Raw genomic sequence first — 19,633 nt, 5'->3', positions numbered from 1 at the left:
TAAATGTGCTGCAGCCCAGCACGTTTAAGTCAGCAGCAGTGCTCGCCCCGCCAGGCGGTCCGGCCCTCCCGGACTGCCACGGCGGCGATCACCAGCGCCACAACGGGATCTGCCCAGGCCCAGCCGAACAGATAGTTCAGCAGCAGCCCGACCAGCAACACGCCGGACAGGTAGGTGCACAGCAGGGTCTGGTTGGAGTCGGCGACGGCGCTGGCCGAACCCAGCTCGCGGCCGGCGCGGCGCTGTGCGTACGACAGCAGCGGCATGACCACCAGCGACACGGCCGCCAAAATAATTCCGGCGGTGGAGGATCCAGCGGTTTCGCCGCCGGCCAGCGACCGAATGGATTCGACCGTCACGTAGCCGGCCAATGCGAAGAACGACAGCGCGATGACCCGCAGCGCGGCGTGTTCGCGGGCCTCGGGGTCGCTCCCGGAGAACTGCCAGTACACCGCGGCCGCCGAGGAGACCTCGATCACCGAGTCCAGCCCGAACCCGATCAACGCGGCCGACGACGCCACCGCGCCGGCCGAGAGCGCGACGACGGCCTCGACGATGTTGTAGGTGATCGTGGCAGAGACGAGCAGCCGCACGCGTCGCGATAACACGGCACGCCGTTGTGGGTCAACGAGATTCGTGGTCTCGGTGCTGCAGCATCCGTCATTGCAGCAGTCTGTCTCCGGCGCCGACATCGGCAACGTCGGGCCAACCGGGCTCGGGACATCCTTGTCGTTCATCGCGCCGTACCCGTCTTGCTGGCCGCGGGCTCGTCAATGCACGGCTGATCGGTGTCGACGGCGAGCACCACCTGGACCAGTTCCCTCAGGGCGCGGGCCAGGTGCGCGTCGGCCAATGCGTAACGGACCTGTCGTCCCTCGTAGGTGGCCACCACCAAACCGCACCCGCGCAGGCACGACAAGTGATTGGAAACGTTCGATCGGGTCAAGCCAAGCTGGGACGCCAATTCGCCCGGGTAGCGCACGCCGTCGAGCAACGCCACCAGAATCCGGCATCGCGTCGGATCCGCCAGCGCCCGCCCCAGTCGGGCCAGCGCCGATTCCCGCGCCTCACAAGTCAGCATAGGCCAAACAATACAGCCGTGGCTGATATAACACTAGCGGCCGGCGCGGGCGGCCTCCTCCAGGAGATCGGCGGCGCGGGTGACGCTTTCGGCGGGCGCGGCCATCAGGGCGGCAATCGCATGGGCCCGGGTGGCGTATTCCGGGGCGAGGATGCACCGCAGCTCCGCAACCAACGAATCCAGGGTGGTCGCCCGAAACTCCTGGCCCGCACCGACTTTCAACCGCTGCACGGTCGCCGCCCAAACCTGCTGATCGTCCACCCCGAGCGAGAGGATCAACGCCGGGACTCCGGCCCGCAGGCCCGCGGCCGTGGTGCCGGCGCCGCCGTGGTGGACGACCGCGCGGCACGCCGGAAAGACGGTCGCATGGTTCACCTCGCCGACCACTTTGACGTGGTCGAAATGCGGAACGGCGGTGAAGTCGTTGGGGCCACTGCAAATCAGCGCGCGCTCACCCAACTGTGCGCAGGCCTCGGCGATCACCGCGACCGTCTCGGCCGAGGTGACCCGTACGCCGCTGCCGAAGCCGAAGTAGATCGGTGCCGTCCCGGCGTCGATCCATGACAAGGCCTCGGCGTCGGAATCCGCCGGCAACTCCAAAGTCAGTGAGCCGACGAAGGGCCGGCGCAGACCCTGTTCCGCCCATTGTTGGGCCAGTCCGGGAAAGCAGAGTTTGTCGTAGGCCTGGATTTCCAGCGCGGGCGACCCGGTTGCTTCGGGCAGGCCCAGTTCGGTGCGCTGAGCATCTTCGGCCTCGACCCCAAGGCGCGCCAGCATCTCGTTGGGGCTCGCCGCGCCGTCCGGGAAGAAGTGCAGCGCGGCCTGCGGAATGTCATGGTGTGCAGCGACATTGGCGGCCAGTCCCTGCTCGCTCTTTCCGGTCAACACCAGGTCGGCACCGTCTGCGAGCGCCAGCAGCGACGTGCCCCACTGCACCCACGCCGCTCGGATGCTCTCGGTGAACGCGGACATCATCAGGATCGGGTTCTGCAGCGTCGTGTGCGAGAAGTCCTTGTTCTGCGGCGGATCCGGCCCGAAGGCACCGGCGGTAAGCCCCGCCGATTCGACGAAGCCGATCATGTTGGGCGTGACCGCCATGGACACGTCGTGACCTCGACGCAGCAGCTCCCTGCCGACGGCCGCGAAGGGTTCGATGTCGCCGCGGCTGCCGTAGCCGGCGAGCGCAAATTTCAAGGGAGAACCTCACTTGCGGAGATACCTACACGTCGACCGTTCGACCTTGCCGGTCGTGCCGGTCCAGCGCAAGCCGGTACCGCGACAGCGCGCACGTGACATTCTTACTTTCCTCTTATTTTTCAACCGGACGCCCCGTTATGTCCGCACGTGAAGGCGGTCCGGGACGCGATGCAGTAACTTCGGTGCGAACATGGAAGCTCTTTTGCTGGCGCTCGCCGGTCTGGCCTTCCTCGACTCGCTGAATGTCCTCAACGTGGGTGTCGTGTCAGCCGTCGTCTACGCCAGCCGACTCGATCGCCGATCGCCGCTCCCTGGCGGCTTGAGCTTCGTCGTTGGGTTGTTCGCGATCACCACCACGTTCGGCGTCTGCACGGTCCTCGGACTCGGCTTCTTGACGCACGCGGTTGACTTCAAAATCACACCGGCGCTTCGGTTTTGGGGCCAGCTGCTGCTGGGCGTGGTGCTGATGTGCCTGGCCTACTTTCCGTTGACCGCGCAAACGTCGGCTCCGGGGTGGGCGCTGGCGGCCATGCGGCAGCGTCCCTGGCTGCTCGGGATTCTTGGCGCCGCGATCGGCACCGGGCAGGCGCCGACCTCAATTCCGTACCTCACCGGGTTGGCCATGCTCGCCGCGTTGCATCCGCGACCGCCGATGTGGCCGCTGCTGATTTACGTCTACTGGACGCTGGCGCTCACGCCGTCGCTGGTGATTCTGTTTCTGGCCACTCGAAAGACCACCCGAGCCGTCCGGATACAGCGTGCGATCGTGCGCGGCCTTACTCGCTACGGCCCGATTTCGGTGCGAATATTGTTTCTGGTCGTCGGTGTCGGACTCGTGGCGGACGCCCTGCTGTTTCGCAGTGTCCTGTGGTGAAGCTAGCTTGATCGGGGGGTACGCGGGGTGACACGCAAATGAAGGCGCCAGCGCGCCTTCCGGTCCGGGTGCTGACGATCGGGAACGCCCCGGCCGGGCCGAACAGCCGCGGCGGCATGGCGACGATGATGCGTCTGCTGCTTGAGGACGGCGACGCACGGTTCCGCGTCCGGCTGGTGCCCACCTACAACGACGCTTCCCTCGCGGTGCGGATGTGGACGGGTATATCGGGCATGCTCAAAGCATCCGCGCTGCTGTTGTTCGGCTTCGTCGACGTCTTTCACGTGCACTATTCGTGGCGCGGCAGCATCGTCCGCAAGGCCGTGCCGCTGTTCGTCGCGCGACTGCGCGGCGTCCCGACCATCGTCCACGGCCACACCACGTACTTCTTCTCTTGGCTCGACGAGCTACCGCGGCCGGTGGGTCGCGCCGTACGCCTGGCGCTGCGCGCCGACTATTCGGTGGTGCTCGGCGAATTCCACGTCAAGGAATCGTGCGCGAGCCTCGGCGTCGACGAGTCCCGCACCCGCGTGCTCTACAACCCCGTGGTGGTACCTGCCCTGGCCCCGTCCCCGCGCACCGAGCAGCCGCTGCGGGCGGTGGCGCTGGGCAGGCTGGGCGAAAACAAGGGCAGCTACGACCTTGTTCGTGCTATCGGCATGCTGCCCAACGATATTCGGGACGACCTGCGGGTCACCCTGGCCGGCGACGGGGACGTGGACGAGGTGCGCGAGCTGGTCCGCGGCAGCGGACTCGAGGACACCATCGCGGTTGTCGGCTGGGTCGGTCCCGACGAGCGGGATCGGCTGTTGGCCGAGTCGGCGATCTTTCTGCTGCCCAGCTACAGCGAAGGCCTTCCGATGGCGGTGCTGGAGGCGATGGCCAGCGGCGTCGTGCCGGTGACCACCGCGGTGGGGGCCATACCGGAGGTGGTTACCGACGGAGTGAACGGCGTACTGATCAGCCCCGGCGAGCCCGAGCAACTGGCGGCGGCGCTGCAGTCCCTGATCGTCGACGCCGAGCTGCGTAATCGCCTGGCGGCAGCGGCGTATACGCGTGCCAAGGAGTTCGACGTCGCCCACTGGCGGGAGGCGTTGCACGACCTGTGGCTTGCCGCCGCGTCGCGGTGACGCGCTAACGGCGGGGCAGCCCGCCCGAGACCATCAGTCGGAAGTAGCCGAACGACGAATCGCTGCCCACCGCCAACCGCGGCAACGCCATCGGGTCGCAGCCACGATCGGCGAAACCCAATGTCGTCGACAGCGCCCAGCGCACCCCGCGGCGGCGCAAGGCGTCCTTCGCGCGGGCATCGAAATCTTGCAGGCGCCCATTCGGGTAAGCGAAAATCGTTGGGGTGAGACCGGTTTCACGCTCCAGCGTCGCACACGAATCCGCGATCTCCCGCTCGACCTTGTCGTCGTTGCAGCGGGCCAGGATCGGGTGAGTCACCGTGTGCGGATAGAGCGTCACCAGACCGTCGTCGGCCATCTCACGTGCTTCGTCCCAGGACAGCATCCGGAACGGACCACCGGCGCCGCCGTCGTCCAGTGCGCCGAGAATCTCGTCCAGCACCGCGATCCGTTGTGCGTCGGCCAAGTCTTTCAGCCGGGCGACCGCGGCCGCATAGACAGCGCCACGGCTGGCCGTCCCGTCGAGCGAGCGAGTGCCCAGACCGAGCGCGCTCAGATCGGCCTCGGTCGCGCTGGTGCGTGCGATCGCCAGCCAAAGCCGGTCGGGCCAAAGGGTTTCGTCGCTCCCCATCGGGCCGGTCGCCAGGAACACCGCCGCGGGCAACCCCAGCTCGCGCAGCACCGGGACCGCGTGCGTGGCGAGGTTGCGGGTGCCGTCGTCGAAGGTGATCGCCATCGCGCGCGGCGGCAACGTCCCCGCGGCAAGCCGTTCGAGGGCCTCCTCGAGCGGCAGGACGTTGAAGTGCTCGCGGATGTATTCGAGTTGACGGCGATACCTGGCCGAGTCCAGTACATGCCAGCACGCCGGCGACAGCGGTTCGTCTTCCACGCCATGGAACATGACGATCGCGAGCGCATCGCGGTGACGCCGCCGGGCCAACGCCGGTACGCCGGCGGCGCAGAGCATCCCGGCCGCGATGTTCTTGACGGTCGCCCGGGTCGCGGGAGGGGCGAGGTCGGTCAGTCTTGCCATTAACTCGGGAACTCTAGCGATCCTGGTCGAATCGGCGTGGCAACTCGCGCTGTCGATTTTTGCTGCGGCGGGTCGTGAGGGCTGTCGTTTGCTTGTAGTTCACGTAAAAGTTCGGGCGTGATTCTATGCTCAGATCCATGAAAACAGCACTAGCGGCGTCCTCCATCGCCCTGTCCGCACTGCTGTGGTCAGTGCCAGCAGTCGCGAACGCTGAGCCGGAAAACACGGCCGACTACATCTCCTACCTCGACCAGAACAACATCAAGTACGCCAACCACGACTCGATCGTCCACATAGGGACGAATCTGTGCAACGAGCTGCGCAACAACCTCCTCCCACCGGATCAGGCCCTGCAGCGTATTCAGAACATGGGCTACAGCCAGCAGCAGACGAAGGTGATCGCCTTCGCCGCGGTCGAGGCGTTCTGCCCGGACATGGATATCGACGCCCAAAAAGCGCCCAAGTCGTAGACCGGCCACTTCGGGTCCGAGGCCGTTGTGGGCATTTCGGGTCGCCATCAGTCGCTTTTGGTGACCGTGATGTTATTCGAGTGAAAGTTTGCTGAACGCTCCAGGCGGCGTCGATCCCAATCACCGTGTGGGGGAACCGGATACCGCAGGCGGCTCGCTTTCGACACCTGCCGGAAGACGGCCCGGCCGTGACATCCCAATACGTACCCGGCTGGGTATGGTGAGCCGGTGGAGGGAAAGGGGTTTGGTCGCTATCGGCTCGTCGAGTTGTTGGGCCGGGGCGACCTGGGGGAGGTGTGGCGCGCCTATGACACCGACATCGCCGACCGCACTGCCGCGATCAAGCTGCTTCCGCCACAGCTTGCCGCCGATCCCGCGATCGCGGAGCAGTTCCGCCGGGAAGTGACCGCGGCCGCACGGCTGAACAACCCGCACATCATTCCGATCCACGATTTCGGCGAGATCGACCAGCACCTGTATATCGACATGGAGCTGATCGAAGGCCGCAACCTCAAACAGGTGTTGGCCGACGGGCCGGTCGAGCCGGCCCGCGCCGTGCACATCATCGAGCAGGTGGCCGAGGCGTTGCACGCCGCGCACGCGGTCCGTCTGGTGCACGGCGACGTCAAACCCTCCAACATCCTGCTCGATCGCGACGACTTCGCCTATCTGGTCGACGTCGGGATCGCCCGTTTGGCGCCCTGGTACGAAACGCGATTGTCGAACTCCGACAACGAGATAGCCAGCTGGCACTACATGGCGCCCGAGCGATCCGGGGCTCGCGAGGCCGACCCCCGCGCCGACGTCTACTCGCTGGCCTGCGTGCTCTACGAATGCCTGACCGGACAGCCGCCCTTCGCCGGCGACACGTGGCTGTTCGCCGCGCACCTGAGCACGCCGCCGCCTCGACCGTCTGTCACCCAGCGCGGCGTGCCCCCGCGCCTCGACGACGTCATCGCCACCGGCATGGCCAAAGACCCCGCCAACCGGTATGCCACCGCCGTCGAGCTGGCCCACGCCGCCCGCGACGCCATCACCGCACCGGCCGACCGACACCGTCGGGACGCACCCCCGCCGATGCCCCCACCGCAGGCCCCGGCCGCCCCGTACTACGAGGAGCCGGCCCTGCCGCCGATGGAACCGCGGGTCCCGCCGGCCGGCGACCCGGATTTCGCGGCGCCCCCAGCTCCGCCTGCCGACGAACCGCCCGACTGGGGGGAACCCTTCGAGCTGCCGCAACCCGACGACGAGGGCCCGCCGCGCCGGTGGTGGCGCCGGCCGGTCATCGTGATTCCGGCTGCCCTGCTGACGGTGGTTGTCGTTGTCGCTGCCGTGGTGATCGCCGTGTGGCTGCACGGCCCGCGGACCGCGGCGCCCGCCCAGCACCGCGGTCCTCCCTACGGCCCGCAAGTCACGTTGCCGTTCAACGGGCTTGGTCACCCAGCCGATGTGGAGGTGGACACCTCCGGCAACGTCTATGTCGCCGACGACGCCAACAATCGGGTGCTGAAGCTGCCGGCGGGCTCGAGCACGGCGATCGAGCTGCCCTTTCCGGGTCTCAACTCGCCCGAGGGCGTGGCGGCGGATAACGCCGGCAACCTGTATGTCGCTGACACCAACAACAATCGGGTGCTGAAGCTGGCGGCCGGCTCGAACACCCCGATCGAGCTGCCGTTCACCGGCCTGCACCGGCCCCAGGGTGTTTCGACGGACGATGCGGGTGCTCTCTATCTCGCTGACACCGACGCCAATCGGGTGCTGGAGCTGGCCCCCGGCTCGAACACCCCGATCGAGTTGCCGTTCACCGGCCTCAACGGGCCCGAGGGCGTGGGGCTGGACAACGCGCGCAACGTCTACATCGCCGACTCGGGCAACAGCCGGGTGGTGATGTTGGCGGCCGACTCGACCACCCAGTCCGTGGTGCCGTTCAGCGGCCTGTTCACCCCCGGGGACCCCAGCGGTGTTGCGGTGGACAGCGGGGGCGACATCTTTGTCACCGACTACACGAATAACCGGGTGCTCAAGATGGAGGCCGGGACACAGCGGCAGAGCGTGCTGCCCTTCGTCGGGCTCAACCACCCCAGCGGTATCGCGGTGGACAAGGCCGTCAACATCTACATCACCGACTACACCGGCGACCGGGTCGTGAAGCTGCCCGCGAAGTGATGCGCCCGGCGAGCGAAGAGTTGGCCAACTGATCACGTCGCGGATACCCGGTCATGGGACGGTAGCCGCGTGACAGCCGAATCGCAGGTCAACAGGGCGCGCCCGGTCGACCGATTCCACAAGTTCTGCGAGGTCGTGGTCAGCCGGCTTCCGTTCGGGCTCGGCTCGGTGATCGCACCGACTTTTCTCGGCTTCTGCGTGATCAACGGCTTCACCTTCAGCGTCGATCTGGCGCTGCTCACCACGCTGCGTGACGGGCTCGACCTTGCGGTGCCGATCGCGGTCTCGGTCGCTTACGCGTGCGCGTTTGCGCTCAGCTACGTGCTCAACCGCACCTTCAACTTTCAGTCCCACGGCGCGGTCGGGTCCCAGGTCGCCGTCTATGTCGTGGTGGTCGTCATCAACTACCTGGCTTTCATCCTCGGGGTGACCACGCTGTTGTCGGCCATCGGGCTGCAATACCAGCTGTCGCGAATCGTGGCGGGCCTGTGCGAAGCGGTGTACATGTACAGCGCGATGCGATGGGTGGTCTTCCGCCGCTGACCCGGGGCACGATTGCTGCCTAGGGTGGAAACTCAGTGCACAGGAGGCACCCGATGAGCGAGCACGAAGTAAAGATGATCATCTTGTCGACCGACGACTTGGACGAATCGATCCGGTTCTACAGCGAGACCTTGGGAATGCCACTGAAATTCCGCGATGGCGCCCATTTCGCGGCTCTCGACGGTGGCCCGGTCACCCTCGCACTGGCGACCGATGTGGACCATCCCATACCCGGGCAGGTCGTCGTCGGAATCAAGACCGCTGATGTCGATGCGGCGGCCAAGGCGGTTGAGGCCAGCGGTGGCGGCATCGTGAAGGGCCCGTACGACGATGCCCACGAACGCCGTGCCGTGGTCTACGACAACAAGGGCAACGGCTTGGTGTTCTACAAGCCGCTGGCTCGCTGAAAGACCCGCAGCCACAACAGCATCACGTACCGCCGCCGGGGGCCGTGACCTGCGCTGTTGTGGGCGTCTGTGCTGCGAGTTTCAGATCTCGGCAAGAACTTGCGAAAACGGCACGCGAATCGCGACCGAAAGCTAGCATCATTTAATGGCCGACGAGGCGGCCACCGGGAGGATCCTCGGTGGCCGCTTCACTTAATTTTTCGGCTGACACTCTCAATACGGCGAAGCGCGAATTCTCATGCCGCAGCGGCGATCGTACGGGAGTGCTGTCGAATTCTCTTGTCTGTCAAGACCATTGGGGTGGCCCGCAGCTGGTTCTGGCGATCATCGCCACCGGCGGATTGGCCATCGGGTAATTGCGCGCCACCCAAGTGCGGTGAGCGATCCATGAACTCTGTGGCCGCTTGATCGGGCCCCGAATTCCCCCGACGCCCACGGGAGTAGGCGACTGGGCATTACCACACACTTCGCCACGGCGTACCGGCGAAATCGGCAGCTCGAGAGAATTCATATGTTTCCCGATGCGTGCTCAGCGATCGATCTTGGTCTCCCGAGCGAATGATCTTGATTGGCAGTTATCTGATCTTAACTACAGATTAATCCGATCTTGATAGCGCACGGGTCGATCATGATTGTCGGGGAAATTGGCAGAACTGTATTGCAAAGGTTGCCCTGGCTTTGATGGCACCTGAACAGATCGTGATGCCGATCGGGATCGGCAGATTGCCTGGTGACTGAGCAGGCTCAGCACCGGTGTTTGACTCGCCGGTGCTCGTGGAAGCGCTAGTGGGCCGAGTAGTGGTAGCCCAGCTTGGTCTGGCCGTCGGACGGAGAGTCGCAGGAAGAGCACTTGATTCCGCTCGCGTTGCCGGCGCACTCGCTGAAGCAGCCAACGTTGCCGAAGCCGAATACGAGCATGAACGCGCCAATCATCGCCACAACTACTAGCGCTATGGTCTGCATTTTGCCCTCCCGCTGCAACGTTAATGATTTCCGCCCGGAGCACCACAAACCTAAGACATCTAATCCGCCAAAATCAAGAAATTCCAGCGACTTTGGCGTCGATCGTTGGCAACCAATAACGTCTTGATAAATCGTCAAGTCTGCCCTCTTTGGCAAATCCATACCTTCGAGTTTGACGCTCTCGTAAGTTCCGTTATGAGTAATTCCCCGAGTCTGCGCCGAGCGGCGAATTCATACCTACGGGCCGCTTTACCCCGGAAAGTTACAACTGTCGGCATGTAGGCCGTCGCCGGCGACCGCTGGACGGGGGTGAAGTGCGTTCAGCGCCCGGTGCGCCTACGCTCCGGCTACTGATGCGGGCCTTTGATTGCGGCCTATCACCAGCCGGGAGGGGGATCCGACGGTGCCTGACATCAAGATCGATGTGGAGCAGTTGACGACTTCGGGAAGGCAGGTCAGCGGTCACGCCGAGGATCTGGCGGCGGGGTTCCTGACCGCCGACAACCGGATGGAGGCGGCTCAGTACGGGTGGACCGGTACATCGGCGACCGCGCTGAGCGCGCGGGCGGCTCGGTGGCTGCCGGTGTCACAGGCGTTGGTGGGCAAGGTCGGCGATCATGGATTCGCGCTGCAAGACGCCGCGGTCCAGCATGCGATCGCCGAGGCGGCGCGGGCGCAGGCACTCGCCGATGTTGCTGCCCGGGCCGCCGCGCTCAGTGGGCGCGGCTGAGAACAGTGGGGTATGGCCTTATCGGTCGCAGACATTGACCGGTGGAACGCCGAAGCGGTGCGCGAGGTGTTTCACGCGGCGTCCGCGCGCTCGCAGAGCGCGTTCGGCACCTCTCGTGAGTTGGCGTCGCTCTCGGTGTTCGCCACCTGGGAGGGTGCATCCCGAGAAGCCGCCGCGCACCAGAACGCGGCAGTTCGACAAGACCTCGACGCGCACGGGAACGAGGCGCTCGCGGTCGCACAGGCCGCCGAGCAGGCCGCCGGCGGAATCGACAAGGTCAAGGGCGACCTCGCGAAGCTGCGCGCAGACGCGGCCGCCGCTCGGCTACAAGTCGACGCCGCGACCAGCCAGGTGGTGGCGATTCCGCAATTGCGTTACACCGCAGCCGAATGGGCGAAGATGCAGACGCAGCGTGCCGAGCTGCAGACCCGGTTGAACGCGATCGTGGCCGAGGCCAACGCCGTGGACCAGGAGTTGGCGACGGCGATCAATATGGCCGACGGCGACGCACCCATTCCGACTGGGCCCCATGACAACCGGCCCGACGTGCAACGGGCGTTGGAACAGCCGGTGCCGCAGGATCCCAAGCAGTTCGCCGACCTCTGGAACAAGCTCACGCCGGAGGAGAAGGACTGGATCTACGGCCAGGACCACAACATCGGCAATCACCCCGGAATGCCGTGGGATCCCCAGGACCATCTCGGCAGGGATCACTACAACCGGCTTCATCTGCCCGAGCTTGCGCAACAAACGCAGGCCGACGCCGACCGTCTGCAGCATCGCGTCGACGAACTGGCGGCCCAGATATATATGGGTGATCACAGCGACGCGACGACCGGCGAATTCAACGCGCTGGCCCCCCAACTGCTGGCGGCCCGGCACAGCCTCGACGGCTACCAGGCGGTGCAGACCGCGTTGGACCGCAAGGACGGCGTGCGGCGCTACCTCGGGCTGATCGATGACCAGGGCCACGGGGCGGTGGCCATCGGAAACCCCGACTACGCCAAGCGCAATGCGATCTTGGTGCCCGGCACCGGCCAAGACCTCGCGGCCTTCGAGGGCAGCGACCTGAAGTCCCTGGCGATGTACAACTCCGCGATGGTGGCCGACCCCAACTTGCGGCCGGGCGATGTGGCGGTGACGACCTGGATGGGCTACGACCGTCCGATGGATCTCTTCGAAGCGGCGTGGCCCGATCGGGCCCGGGCGGGCGGGGGAGCGTTGGATGCCTTCGAGAGCGGGCAGCGCGCCTCGCACGTGGGAGCGCCGTCGATCGACACGGTGATCGGGCACAGCTACGGCTCAACGTTGGTCGGTGCGGCCGCATCCGGTGGGCATCACCTCGACGCCAACAATGTCGTCGCGGTCGGCAGCCCCGGCATGCTCGTCGCGCATGCCGGCGACCTGAGTCTGGATCCTGGTGCGAATGTCTATGCCATGCGGGCCCGCAATGACATCATCGAGCTGGTGACCGACATGACGCTGGGCCACGATCCCGCGGCTAACGACTTCGGTGCGACGCGATTGTTCGCGGCGGCCGGACCGAGCAGCGACCCGCTCGGACTGACCCCGAGCGTGGCGGCCCACAGCAGCTACTGGAGTGAGGGAAACCCAGCACTGCTCAATTTGGGTGCGGTCATCGCCGGCGTTCCACCGCCGCAGGCCATTCCGAGTGCCGGGGGAGGCTGAGCGTGATGAGCCGTGCCAGAGTTCTCGGCGCCGCGTTGATCGTCATGCTCGTCGGTGCCTGCAGCCACGACCGCCCGCCGGGATCGCCCACACCGACCGGCGCCACTCCCCTTGGAGGACCATCCATGGAAGCAACACCACCACCCCCGCCGGGATGGAAGCTCGAGCCCGTCGTCCCGAAAACCCAACAGCAGGCCCAGGATACGGTGATCGGCTACCTCAAGAAGACACTGCAGGCGTTACCGCCCGGAACAACGCTGGACGCCAGCCGCTACGCCGGTGGTGGCACCGTTCACCCGTGTAAGGATGTTGAAACAGGCACCCCGCCAATGGAATTCGCGACGAACGGTGACCTCACGCTACCGGCGGGCACCGACACGAACATGCTCGTCGCCAAGACCGGCGACATCTGGAAGAGCTGGGGCTGGCAGGTATACGAGCGAGACGGCTTCTACAAGCCCAACCGGTTCGGTTATGCGCCCGACGGATACATCCTGCAGATCGTCGCTCGGTATCAGCCCGGGTATGCGCCCACGCTGCAGGCGATCTCGCCGTGTTTTCCCGCCGACCTGCCCGCCGAGCGCAGCCCCTTCCCGACGATCCTCACCGGGTGAGGGTCACCGCGGCGCGACGAACGGCTGCAGCACCTCGTCGTCTCAGGGTCGACCAAGTTTCGTTGCCTTCATGTCGAGATAGGCATGGGCCATGCGTACGTCGACGCCCGACGCCGTGGTCGCGGCTTGCGAGCCCTCGTCGCGACGGTGCGCAATGACGTGGTTGCGCTCGGTGGGTGTCAGTGAATCGAACCACCTGTCCAGCTTTTGACTTTCCTCTTCAAGCTTTGCCCTCATTGACTCATCGAGCCTCCAGCTGGAGGTGCCGTTCCATTGTGATTCGTCGACGACCTCTTGCTGTATCCCGTGCTGTTTGACTTGGGCGAGAATGCGTTCAACGAACTGAGCTATGAGTGATTGACGCGGATTGTTCAGCAGGTTGACCCGGTCGTGCAGATTGAGCGTGTAGAACCACGACAGGTCCAAGGCTTGTGCGGGGTACTCGGCCATGGTTGAACGGTAGCGCCCACATCGGCGTACGTCTGGGCGCATCAAATCCGAATACGGGCGATAAGCACCACGCAGCCACCATCTCCGCGCGTATGTCGGAATCGTCCACGGCGTTGTCTGCGGGTCGTCAACACTTCCACGTTCTCGCAGGTCGTTACGTCGCGAACGTTTAGTCTCGCGGTTTCGAGCCCGGCGATCTGGCGCAGTACCACCCGGGAGGTCGTTTTCGGCGATGTAGCCATCCCTCCGGGTGCGGTGGTGTGGCTGGCCCTGGAGAGCGCGGGCCGTGAAGACAGCGGTGACGAGTTGGTGTTGACAGCTGACGGCGGCGCGGTGCGACGGCAGCGTCATTTGGGTTTCGGCGCCGGGATCCATCGTTGCCCCGCTTTCCATCTGGCCCACACGGAGCTAACGATCTTCCTGAACGAATGGCTAAAGCGCATAACGGAATTCGAGATCGAGCCCGGCTTCACGCCGGCCATCGTCTGCCAGGGCGCGACAAAACCGGACCGCCTACCGCTGGTATGGAAGACCACGTGAGCACCGCAATCCGGCGTCGTCAGCTCAACCGAGTCCGTTTACGTACTCGCGCAGTTTGAGTAGATCGGGGGGCAAGGCGGCGCCGTCGGCGTTCCATAACGAAACTACCTGTCGTTCAACAGCATCGGTGGACCTGAATTCCAATGCGTCGGCGAGTTTTGCGAGTGTCTGCTTGCCTACGCATCGTCGATACCAGTCGTCGGTCAGCCGGTCGGTCTCGTAGGTAGTTTTTGCAGCGTCCAATAGTTGTCCCCAATCTTGTTGCACCCCAGGCGCGATTGCGGCCACAGATACCGATCGTCGGCTATTCCAGTCAGCGTCCAGCTGTGATTTGTTCGCGTCACTCAGAGCACTCATCGCTGTTTTGGGAACGTCGTTGTCCTTCGGGAACCTGGCTGCAGCATGTTGTACCACCCATAGACCCGCTAGTTCGTCCGCGCAGGCCTGTACTACAACCCGGGCTTCGTCGGGTTGGCGGCCGCTCCTTTCCAGAAGCACAGCCACTGTCTCGGGGTAGAGGTAGAGATTTTCAATCTCGTGACATCCGAGAACGTGTACAGGTGACTGGGCCTGGATCTGCAGCCGCTCGGCCGCCGGGCGAAAGTCTCGATCGATCACGCCGCCGATGTGCAGTTGTTCGTCCGTGTCCGCGGCCAAATCCTTCAGGTACTGAAGTCGCCGCAGCACCTCGCCGCAGCTCCCGCCCTCGAGGAAGCGGTTGACATCCTGGCCACCGCACACGGTGTAAAAGCGTTCACGCTCGCGGCTTTGCCGGTCGCCCTCGATGTAGACGAATCGAAGTCTGCTTATGGCGAACGCCGGCGATCCAACCGCGGCCGACAGCGCCGATAGCACTGGTCGTCCCTGGAGCAGGGTTGGATTGGTGACCGTCCGGGCGGCTGCATCGCGTTCAAAGACGAAGGTCGAACTTGGCCCTGCCACTTCGACCGCCTCAAGCGAGTGCGTCGCAATCCAGACTTGTCCGTCCTTTACGGTGTCGCGTAAAAAGGCCAACCAATTGCGGAGAAGGTCGGGATTTAAATGGAGCTCTGGCTCATCGATGAGCAGCAGTCCACGTCGAAGCCGAAACCGCTCGAGTTGACCTACTAAAAAGGCGATCTCGCGCTCGCCTCCACTAAGACGAGAGAACGCGAGCTCCATTCCAGCGCTATCGAAGAGCGGAGTGCGTCGCTGCGAAGTCGCTTCGACGCCCACGAAACGTAAGTGCGGTAGCACTTCGTTCAATGTGTCGCGGAAGCTGTCAAAAGGGTCAACGAAGACCGGCTCGGCCGTTCCCGCGTCCCGAGCCCGCCGGATGCCTGTTATGTGCTGGGTAGCGGTACGCTCCTCGACGCCGATGAAGTACTTGATCCACTCCTCGTATAGCGTCCGCGTGGGCCTGTGGCTCCATTGGCGTGTGAATTCAGGGTTTTCCCACTGTTGTTGGTAAATATCGGCAAGGCGGTGTGGCTCGATCTGTATGGGCGGATAGGCCCGGTCGGCATCGAGGTAAAGATGCTGCGTCTCTAGGCGCTGCCGGATCTGGTTCATTACGAAGTGAGCGAGCTCGGCAGAGGGGTCCTGGGCAGAAACTCCGCCAGCCGTCACGATCCTCTCGTTAGCGCCAGTCGCGAGGACACGGCGGCTTTTGAGATGAAGCTCGCCGTTCCATTCCTCGCCGTCGGCTTCGAGTCGTGTTCTTAGATGCTCGGGAAGCTCCGCCAGATCCGTCCGCGGCACCAAAACGACGACTTCGATGTCGTGCTCTTCTTCGAACGGGTCGCCGCGGGCCATCTCGACGCCCTGAGCAATACCAAACTGGTGCGCCGCGGTGGATAGCAGTTCAAGAATGGCGCTCTTGCCGGTCCCGTTCTCACCGACCAGACAAACCAAGGGCGCTGTGGGGTCTACCTGCAGATCGACGTCGCGGAGGTTACGCCACGTCCGAACGACGAGTCTGGTTACGCGCAAGCCGAACCACCTCTTAGGTCGCGCATGGTCTTCATGGTTTGGTTACCTTCACAATGACTGGGTCGCCGGGCTGTACAACGGTTCCGGCCGGAGGTTCCATGCTCACGACGGTCCAGTTCGCCGCTTGGATGACGAAGGTGTATTTCGGGTTAGCCGAGGTCAGCTTTACGTTGGTTAAGCCGAGGCTCTCAAGTTTCTTCCGGGCGATCTCAGCGTTCTGATTCGTGAAGTCCGGCAGGGTGATCGGCCCCGACGCGGCGGTTGATTTACCCGGCGACGACGCTGTCACGGTGATGGTCGACGGTGGCTGTGCGCTATTTGATGTGCAGCCGGCGAGCAGGAATGCCGTGGTTAGCGCAGCGAAAATCCTCATGGATTGGGAGGTTAGCCTTTCGTCTGGCGACGATGGGGCCGATTGCTAACACAGGGCTAACCCGCGGTCGAGTAGTGGCCCGATATTGATCTTGGTGCCGGGGATGTCCGGGTTGTCACGCCAAATTTGGTCTAGGTGTGCGTACTTGTGAGCCGCCTTAGCGGTGCCGTTGACCCGGTAGATGGCGCCGCCGGTAGTGAAAGTTACCCGGCGTAGGTGTGCACCGAGTTTTTCGCATGCGAGCGTGCCTTCGCCAACAGTTAGAGGCCACGGTCCGTCGGTCCAAGTTGCCCGGAGACGAAGCCGGCGGGATCGGCCGCCGAGGGTGACGGCAGTAAGGCTGAGGACACGTTTTTGCTCGATGACGAGGCGCCAAGGCTATCGCAACGACGACTGCTGTGATTCTCGGGGGCAGAAGGTGGCCGAGATTTCTCATAAGCGACGCTTTCGTAGTCTCGTTGGCGCAGAACGCTTTTCGGCGCTGCAAGTCATTGCGCGGGCGGCGGTGGGTTGATGACGCTCACTCGGGACACCGACGGGTTGAATCTGCTGGGCGACGGCTTACACAACCTCCTGAGCCTTGATGAGCCGGTCCTGCCGGCCGCCGCCAAGATAATCACGGATGATGCGGGCGACCGGATTCTCGGGTGGATCTGGTTGATCTGTCATGGTCATCCCACCCTAAGACGCAGGGTGGGATGATGGAACCGTGCACGACGGGCAGACACCAGACCCCACCTGCGACGACGGTAGTAAGGCTACCGCCGAGGAGCGCCGGGCCCGCGTCGTCGAAGCGGTCGAATTCGTCGCCGCGCGATCCGCAGAATTGAATCGGCGCCTTGCTGACAAGTGATCAAAAGCTAGGGCGTCGATTCTGTCGTCGCCGCGAAGCGCATCGCTAAAGTATCCCTTAGCATCAAGCGCCTCCAATATCTGCTGCGTAGTTTCGTCGTCGAATCCGGTTGCTTGCGCGATGGCGTCAGCGGAGACCGGTCTACCCGTCTAGCCCAGATATCCTGCGCCGCCTTGAATACCGCCCGCTCACGAAGGTTCACACCGCGGACGCTACTCGGCGCCACCGACAACTTTGCGAACCACAATGCGGCACGCTTGTCAGGCCACGCCGCCAAGCGCACGATCGAGCAAGACGGCGAAACCGAAGTATAGATGGCTTAGTCCGACGATCGAGAGCAAGGCGGCGTACTTGTAGTACGCCTCATGAAACGGGTCTGCCAGCAAGTCATCCAGCTGGCCGCGTGAATCTCCGAAATGCAGCGAGTCACCGTAGTTGAAGGTGCGTATCAGTTCGTCGGGGTTGACGTTGCCGTAGCTGACCGGGTTGTCGAGGGTAGCATTGCCCGCTTTGAGCGCGGTGAGCGTTTGGAGCATCTGGTTCATCAGCTTGCCGCGGGCGGCACGCCATTGCGGCACAACATATTTGATCGTGGATTGGTGTTTTTCCGGCAACGCTTTCATTGCCTTGAACAAGGCATTGTGCGCGTTGGTGAATGAGGCTGTCTCACCGTCGTTGTGCAGCTGTCGGAAAGCGGCGGATGTGCCCATGAAGCTCTCGTCGCTGGGGTAGTCCACTACCTGGACGCGCCAACTGTCGGGGCCCGTGGGTGCGGCCGCGGACAACTTGGTTTCGTCGTTGATCACGCTGAAAGTCGCAAGCCGCCGGCACATCTTGATATACCGCTCGATGCCTTCGCGGTCTTCCTGCTGCACCTGGATTTGGGGGAAGGCGTAGGGGTCGGGTAGCCCGAACACGTAGTCCAACTTCTCCCAGTTGTGGCGGAAACCTTTCGCGTCACCTTTGCCGTACTGCTGCAACGGTGGGTCGAAGGGCAGCGTCCTGGGGTGGATGGTGTCTTCGAGGGGTATCGATTCGATCTCGATCGTCTTGCGGGTGCGGTTCACGGTGCGCTTGGTGATCTTCATTGAGAACTGGATGGACGGAGCGCCCGGCGCTACCGGTGGCCATTCGATCGACATGTATTCGGATTTCGACAGGATGTCCGGCGTGATTGGGCCGGCAGGCGTCTTCGGCTTCGGGGAGCCGGGTGGCCCCATCCGCTTGAGTGGTTGTCCAGGCGTAATCTGTTGCTCGGCAACAGGTTCTGGCTTCGGCTTCGGCTTCGGGGTGCGGTTCGGATCCGGGGGGTTGGTACGGCGGCGCAATGACTTAGCCCGTTGCTTGGCGCGCTCTTTGGCGCGCCTGTTGTCGCCCTTCTTACTCATCGACGGTGCATCCCATGCGCCACAGGGTATCTGGCAACACGTCGGAGGTGGGAAAATTGCGCACCTGCGGCTAAGGTGGCTCTCTTGCCCACGCGAAGGAGGCCGCCCGTGCGTACCTACGACTACAGCGTCACCCGCGATGGCCGCTGGTACATGATCCACGTACCCGAGATCGACCAACTGACCCAAGCCCGGCACGAAGGCGAAATCGAACAAATGGCCCGCGAACTCATCGCCCTCAGCACCGACACACCCATCGGTGAGATCTCGGTCCGCCGATCCTAGGTCGCGTCTTTACTCATCACGGTCGTCAGCCATGAGCGCGTCCCACGATTCTTTTAGTCGTGTTTCACGCGTGTGGCGGTTGAGCTCTTCGCCCATACCGCTGAATTCGCCCTGTTTCGCCGCCTGCACAACGAGGACCAATCGTCGTGCCAATTCCTCTGCCTCCGCTAATGAAAGGTTGAGGCTGATCCCCGCTTTTTCCGGGGTCGGCACATTGTCCGGGTCGAATTCGTAGCCTTCCTCGAACATGGCCGCGCGATCGGGTCCGAACGGGTCCACGACAATAGTCGCTTCTCGGGTACTGCCACCCGGACTCTTGCTCAGCGGTATCGAGAAGACGGACGGCGTGGGCTCGTTGTCAAGGTACGAGACGTGGAGGAACATTCTCAAACCCTACGACCATCCGCCGACAGAATTGAGCAAAACCTGCCCGCCCGCGAAGGGAGGCGAGGACGGGCCGATTACTTACTTGGACGTCACCTACCGGTATCCGGTTCACACGTCTGCGGGTGGCGGCGTGACGTTGGCATCCGGGGATAGCGGCTGGTGGTCGGTCGGCGCCAGCCAGATCGACAACACCACCCAGAGGACGAACGCGGCGCCCAAGCACGACAACAGCAACGCAGCCACGTGCGCCCACGCCCACCCCCACGACACCGGCTCCGTAGGCGGCTGGGACGGTTCAGGACGGCGCTGGGCGGGGGTACGCACCGCGCGAGTACCCCCGTCCCCGTCGAGTGACCAAGCAAGTTCCCGTGCCGGCCGCGTACGCAACCCCGTTGCCGAAGTCAGCAGATCATCCATGCTGCAGTCATAACTCTCTAGACCGCGAAACGTAAAGCGAATCCTTATCTTTCGACCAAGTCCCTGAGCGCA

At 64.0% G+C, this 19,633-nt stretch carries 23 protein-coding genes; 11 read left to right on the top strand and 12 right to left on the bottom strand.

Annotated elements, in window-relative coordinates; translation table 11 throughout:
• Positions 1-29: 29 nt before the first annotated feature.
• The 3 genes from LMQ14_RS17420 to LMQ14_RS17410 are packed head-to-tail and all read right to left on the bottom strand — an operon-like array spanning position 30 to position 2,275.
• Positions 30-737 (bottom strand): cation transporter, encoded by a 708-nt coding sequence (locus tag LMQ14_RS17420; RefSeq protein ID WP_420714533.1) that lies wholly within the window; start codon positions 735-737, stop codon positions 30-32.
• The gene (gene cmtR, locus LMQ14_RS17415; RefSeq protein ID WP_267730789.1) at positions 734-1,081 is read right to left on the bottom strand and encodes a Cd(II)/Pb(II)-sensing metalloregulatory transcriptional regulator CmtR; all 348 of its coding nucleotides are present in this window, start codon (positions 1,079-1,081) and stop codon (positions 734-736) included. The genes LMQ14_RS17420 and cmtR overlap by 4 nt, the downstream gene beginning before the upstream one ends.
• Before the next feature lie 33 nt (positions 1,082-1,114).
• Positions 1,115-2,275, bottom strand: coding sequence for a glycosyltransferase (locus LMQ14_RS17410; protein ID WP_267730788.1), 1,161 nt, complete (start codon positions 2,273-2,275; stop codon positions 1,115-1,117).
• Between the two features lie 193 nt (positions 2,276-2,468).
• Between LMQ14_RS17410 and LMQ14_RS17405 the strand changes: the two genes are divergently transcribed.
• Together LMQ14_RS17405 and LMQ14_RS17400 are read left to right on the top strand one after the other, a co-directional pair.
• Positions 2,469-3,152: a GAP family protein gene (locus LMQ14_RS17405; RefSeq protein ID WP_267730787.1), complete on the top strand. Its 684-nt coding sequence runs from the start codon at positions 2,469-2,471 to the stop codon at positions 3,150-3,152.
• A gap of 38 nt (positions 3,153-3,190) precedes the next feature.
• Positions 3,191-4,282, top strand: coding sequence for a glycosyltransferase family 4 protein (locus tag LMQ14_RS17400; protein ID WP_267730786.1), 1,092 nt, complete (start codon positions 3,191-3,193; stop codon positions 4,280-4,282).
• 4 nt (positions 4,283-4,286) lie between these two features.
• Here LMQ14_RS17400 and LMQ14_RS17395 read toward each other — a convergent pair whose 3' ends face one another.
• Positions 4,287-5,315: a polysaccharide deacetylase family protein gene (locus LMQ14_RS17395; RefSeq protein WP_267730785.1), complete on the bottom strand. Its 1,029-nt coding sequence runs from the start codon at positions 5,313-5,315 to the stop codon at positions 4,287-4,289.
• Between the two features lie 137 nt (positions 5,316-5,452).
• On the opposite strand from LMQ14_RS17395, the gene LMQ14_RS17390 reads away from it, so the two are divergent.
• The 4 genes from LMQ14_RS17390 to LMQ14_RS17375 all read left to right on the top strand — a co-directional run bounded on the left by LMQ14_RS17390 (position 5,453) and on the right by LMQ14_RS17375 (position 8,901).
• Positions 5,453-5,785, top strand: a complete 333-nt coding sequence (locus tag LMQ14_RS17390; RefSeq protein WP_267730784.1) for a DUF732 domain-containing protein — start codon at positions 5,453-5,455, stop codon at positions 5,783-5,785.
• A gap of 228 nt (positions 5,786-6,013) precedes the next feature.
• The gene (locus tag LMQ14_RS17385; RefSeq protein WP_267730783.1) at positions 6,014-7,951 is read left to right on the top strand and encodes a serine/threonine-protein kinase PknD; all 1,938 of its coding nucleotides are present in this window, start codon (positions 6,014-6,016) and stop codon (positions 7,949-7,951) included.
• A 69-nt stretch (positions 7,952-8,020) separates the two neighbouring features.
• The gene (locus LMQ14_RS17380; RefSeq protein ID WP_267730782.1) at positions 8,021-8,494 is read left to right on the top strand and encodes a GtrA family protein; all 474 of its coding nucleotides are present in this window, start codon (positions 8,021-8,023) and stop codon (positions 8,492-8,494) included.
• A 53-nt stretch (positions 8,495-8,547) separates the two neighbouring features.
• Positions 8,548-8,901, top strand: coding sequence for a VOC family protein (locus LMQ14_RS17375; protein ID WP_267730781.1), 354 nt, complete (start codon positions 8,548-8,550; stop codon positions 8,899-8,901).
• A gap of 783 nt (positions 8,902-9,684) precedes the next feature.
• Here the strand turns inward: LMQ14_RS17375 and LMQ14_RS17370 are convergent.
• Positions 9,685-10,026: a hypothetical protein gene (locus LMQ14_RS17370; protein WP_267730780.1), complete on the bottom strand. Its 342-nt coding sequence runs from the start codon at positions 10,024-10,026 to the stop codon at positions 9,685-9,687.
• 241 nt (positions 10,027-10,267) lie between these two features.
• Here LMQ14_RS17370 and LMQ14_RS17365 point away from each other — a divergent pair, with 241 nt between their 5' ends.
• From LMQ14_RS17365 to LMQ14_RS17355, 3 genes are read left to right on the top strand one after another with little or no spacing between them, the layout of a single operon-like run.
• Positions 10,268-10,594, top strand: a complete 327-nt coding sequence (locus tag LMQ14_RS17365; RefSeq protein ID WP_267730779.1) for a WXG100 family type VII secretion target — start codon at positions 10,268-10,270, stop codon at positions 10,592-10,594.
• Positions 10,595-10,606: 12 nt separating this feature from the next.
• Positions 10,607-12,283: an alpha/beta hydrolase gene (locus tag LMQ14_RS17360; RefSeq protein WP_267730778.1), complete on the top strand. Its 1,677-nt coding sequence runs from the start codon at positions 10,607-10,609 to the stop codon at positions 12,281-12,283.
• A 5-nt stretch (positions 12,284-12,288) separates the two neighbouring features.
• Positions 12,289-12,897, top strand: coding sequence for a hypothetical protein (locus LMQ14_RS17355; RefSeq protein WP_267730777.1), 609 nt, complete (start codon positions 12,289-12,291; stop codon positions 12,895-12,897).
• Positions 12,898-12,939: 42 nt separating this feature from the next.
• On the opposite strand, the gene LMQ14_RS17350 is transcribed toward LMQ14_RS17355, so the two are convergent.
• The gene (locus tag LMQ14_RS17350; RefSeq protein WP_267730776.1) at positions 12,940-13,347 is read right to left on the bottom strand and encodes a hypothetical protein; all 408 of its coding nucleotides are present in this window, start codon (positions 13,345-13,347) and stop codon (positions 12,940-12,942) included.
• A gap of 258 nt (positions 13,348-13,605) precedes the next feature.
• On the opposite strand from LMQ14_RS17350, the gene LMQ14_RS17345 reads away from it, so the two are divergent.
• Positions 13,606-13,887 carry a hypothetical protein gene (locus LMQ14_RS17345; RefSeq protein WP_267730775.1) on the top strand — a complete coding sequence of 94 codons (282 nt, stop codon included), beginning with the start codon at positions 13,606-13,608 and terminating at the stop codon, positions 13,885-13,887.
• A gap of 24 nt (positions 13,888-13,911) precedes the next feature.
• On the opposite strand, the gene LMQ14_RS17340 is transcribed toward LMQ14_RS17345, so the two are convergent.
• The 4 genes from LMQ14_RS17340 to LMQ14_RS17330 form a co-directional block, all read right to left on the bottom strand.
• Positions 13,912-15,858 carry an AAA family ATPase gene (locus LMQ14_RS17340; RefSeq protein ID WP_267730774.1) on the bottom strand — a complete coding sequence of 649 codons (1,947 nt, stop codon included), beginning with the start codon at positions 15,856-15,858 and terminating at the stop codon, positions 13,912-13,914.
• A gap of 31 nt (positions 15,859-15,889) precedes the next feature.
• Positions 15,890-16,231 (bottom strand): PASTA domain-containing protein, encoded by a 342-nt coding sequence (locus tag LMQ14_RS17335; protein WP_267730773.1) that lies wholly within the window; start codon positions 16,229-16,231, stop codon positions 15,890-15,892.
• A 45-nt stretch (positions 16,232-16,276) separates the two neighbouring features.
• Positions 16,277-16,594, bottom strand: a complete 318-nt coding sequence (locus LMQ14_RS28305; protein ID WP_420714692.1) for a DUF2511 domain-containing protein — start codon at positions 16,592-16,594, stop codon at positions 16,277-16,279.
• Positions 16,595-17,344: 750 nt separating this feature from the next.
• Positions 17,345-18,412 carry a hypothetical protein gene (locus LMQ14_RS17330; RefSeq protein WP_267730772.1) on the bottom strand — a complete coding sequence of 356 codons (1,068 nt, stop codon included), beginning with the start codon at positions 18,410-18,412 and terminating at the stop codon, positions 17,345-17,347.
• A 168-nt stretch (positions 18,413-18,580) separates the two neighbouring features.
• Here LMQ14_RS17330 and LMQ14_RS17325 point away from each other — a divergent pair, with 168 nt between their 5' ends.
• Entirely contained in the window at positions 18,581-18,757 is a 177-nt protein-coding gene (locus LMQ14_RS17325; protein ID WP_267730771.1) for a hypothetical protein, read from the top strand.
• Between the two features lie 9 nt (positions 18,758-18,766).
• On the opposite strand, the gene LMQ14_RS17320 is transcribed toward LMQ14_RS17325, so the two are convergent.
• Both LMQ14_RS17320 and LMQ14_RS17315 read right to left on the bottom strand, forming a co-directional pair.
• Positions 18,767-19,141 carry a hypothetical protein gene (locus LMQ14_RS17320; protein ID WP_267730770.1) on the bottom strand — a complete coding sequence of 125 codons (375 nt, stop codon included), beginning with the start codon at positions 19,139-19,141 and terminating at the stop codon, positions 18,767-18,769.
• A 111-nt stretch (positions 19,142-19,252) separates the two neighbouring features.
• Entirely contained in the window at positions 19,253-19,561 is a 309-nt protein-coding gene (locus LMQ14_RS17315; protein ID WP_267730769.1) for a hypothetical protein, read from the bottom strand.
• Positions 19,562-19,633 lie beyond the last annotated feature (72 nt).

It is taken from the genome of Mycobacterium sp. Aquia_213, from assembly GCF_026625985.1.
Classification (GTDB): Bacteria; Actinomycetota; Actinomycetes; order Mycobacteriales; family Mycobacteriaceae; genus Mycobacterium.
Note: the sequence above shows the minus strand (reverse complement) of the source record. Positions and strands in the feature narration are given on the sequence as shown.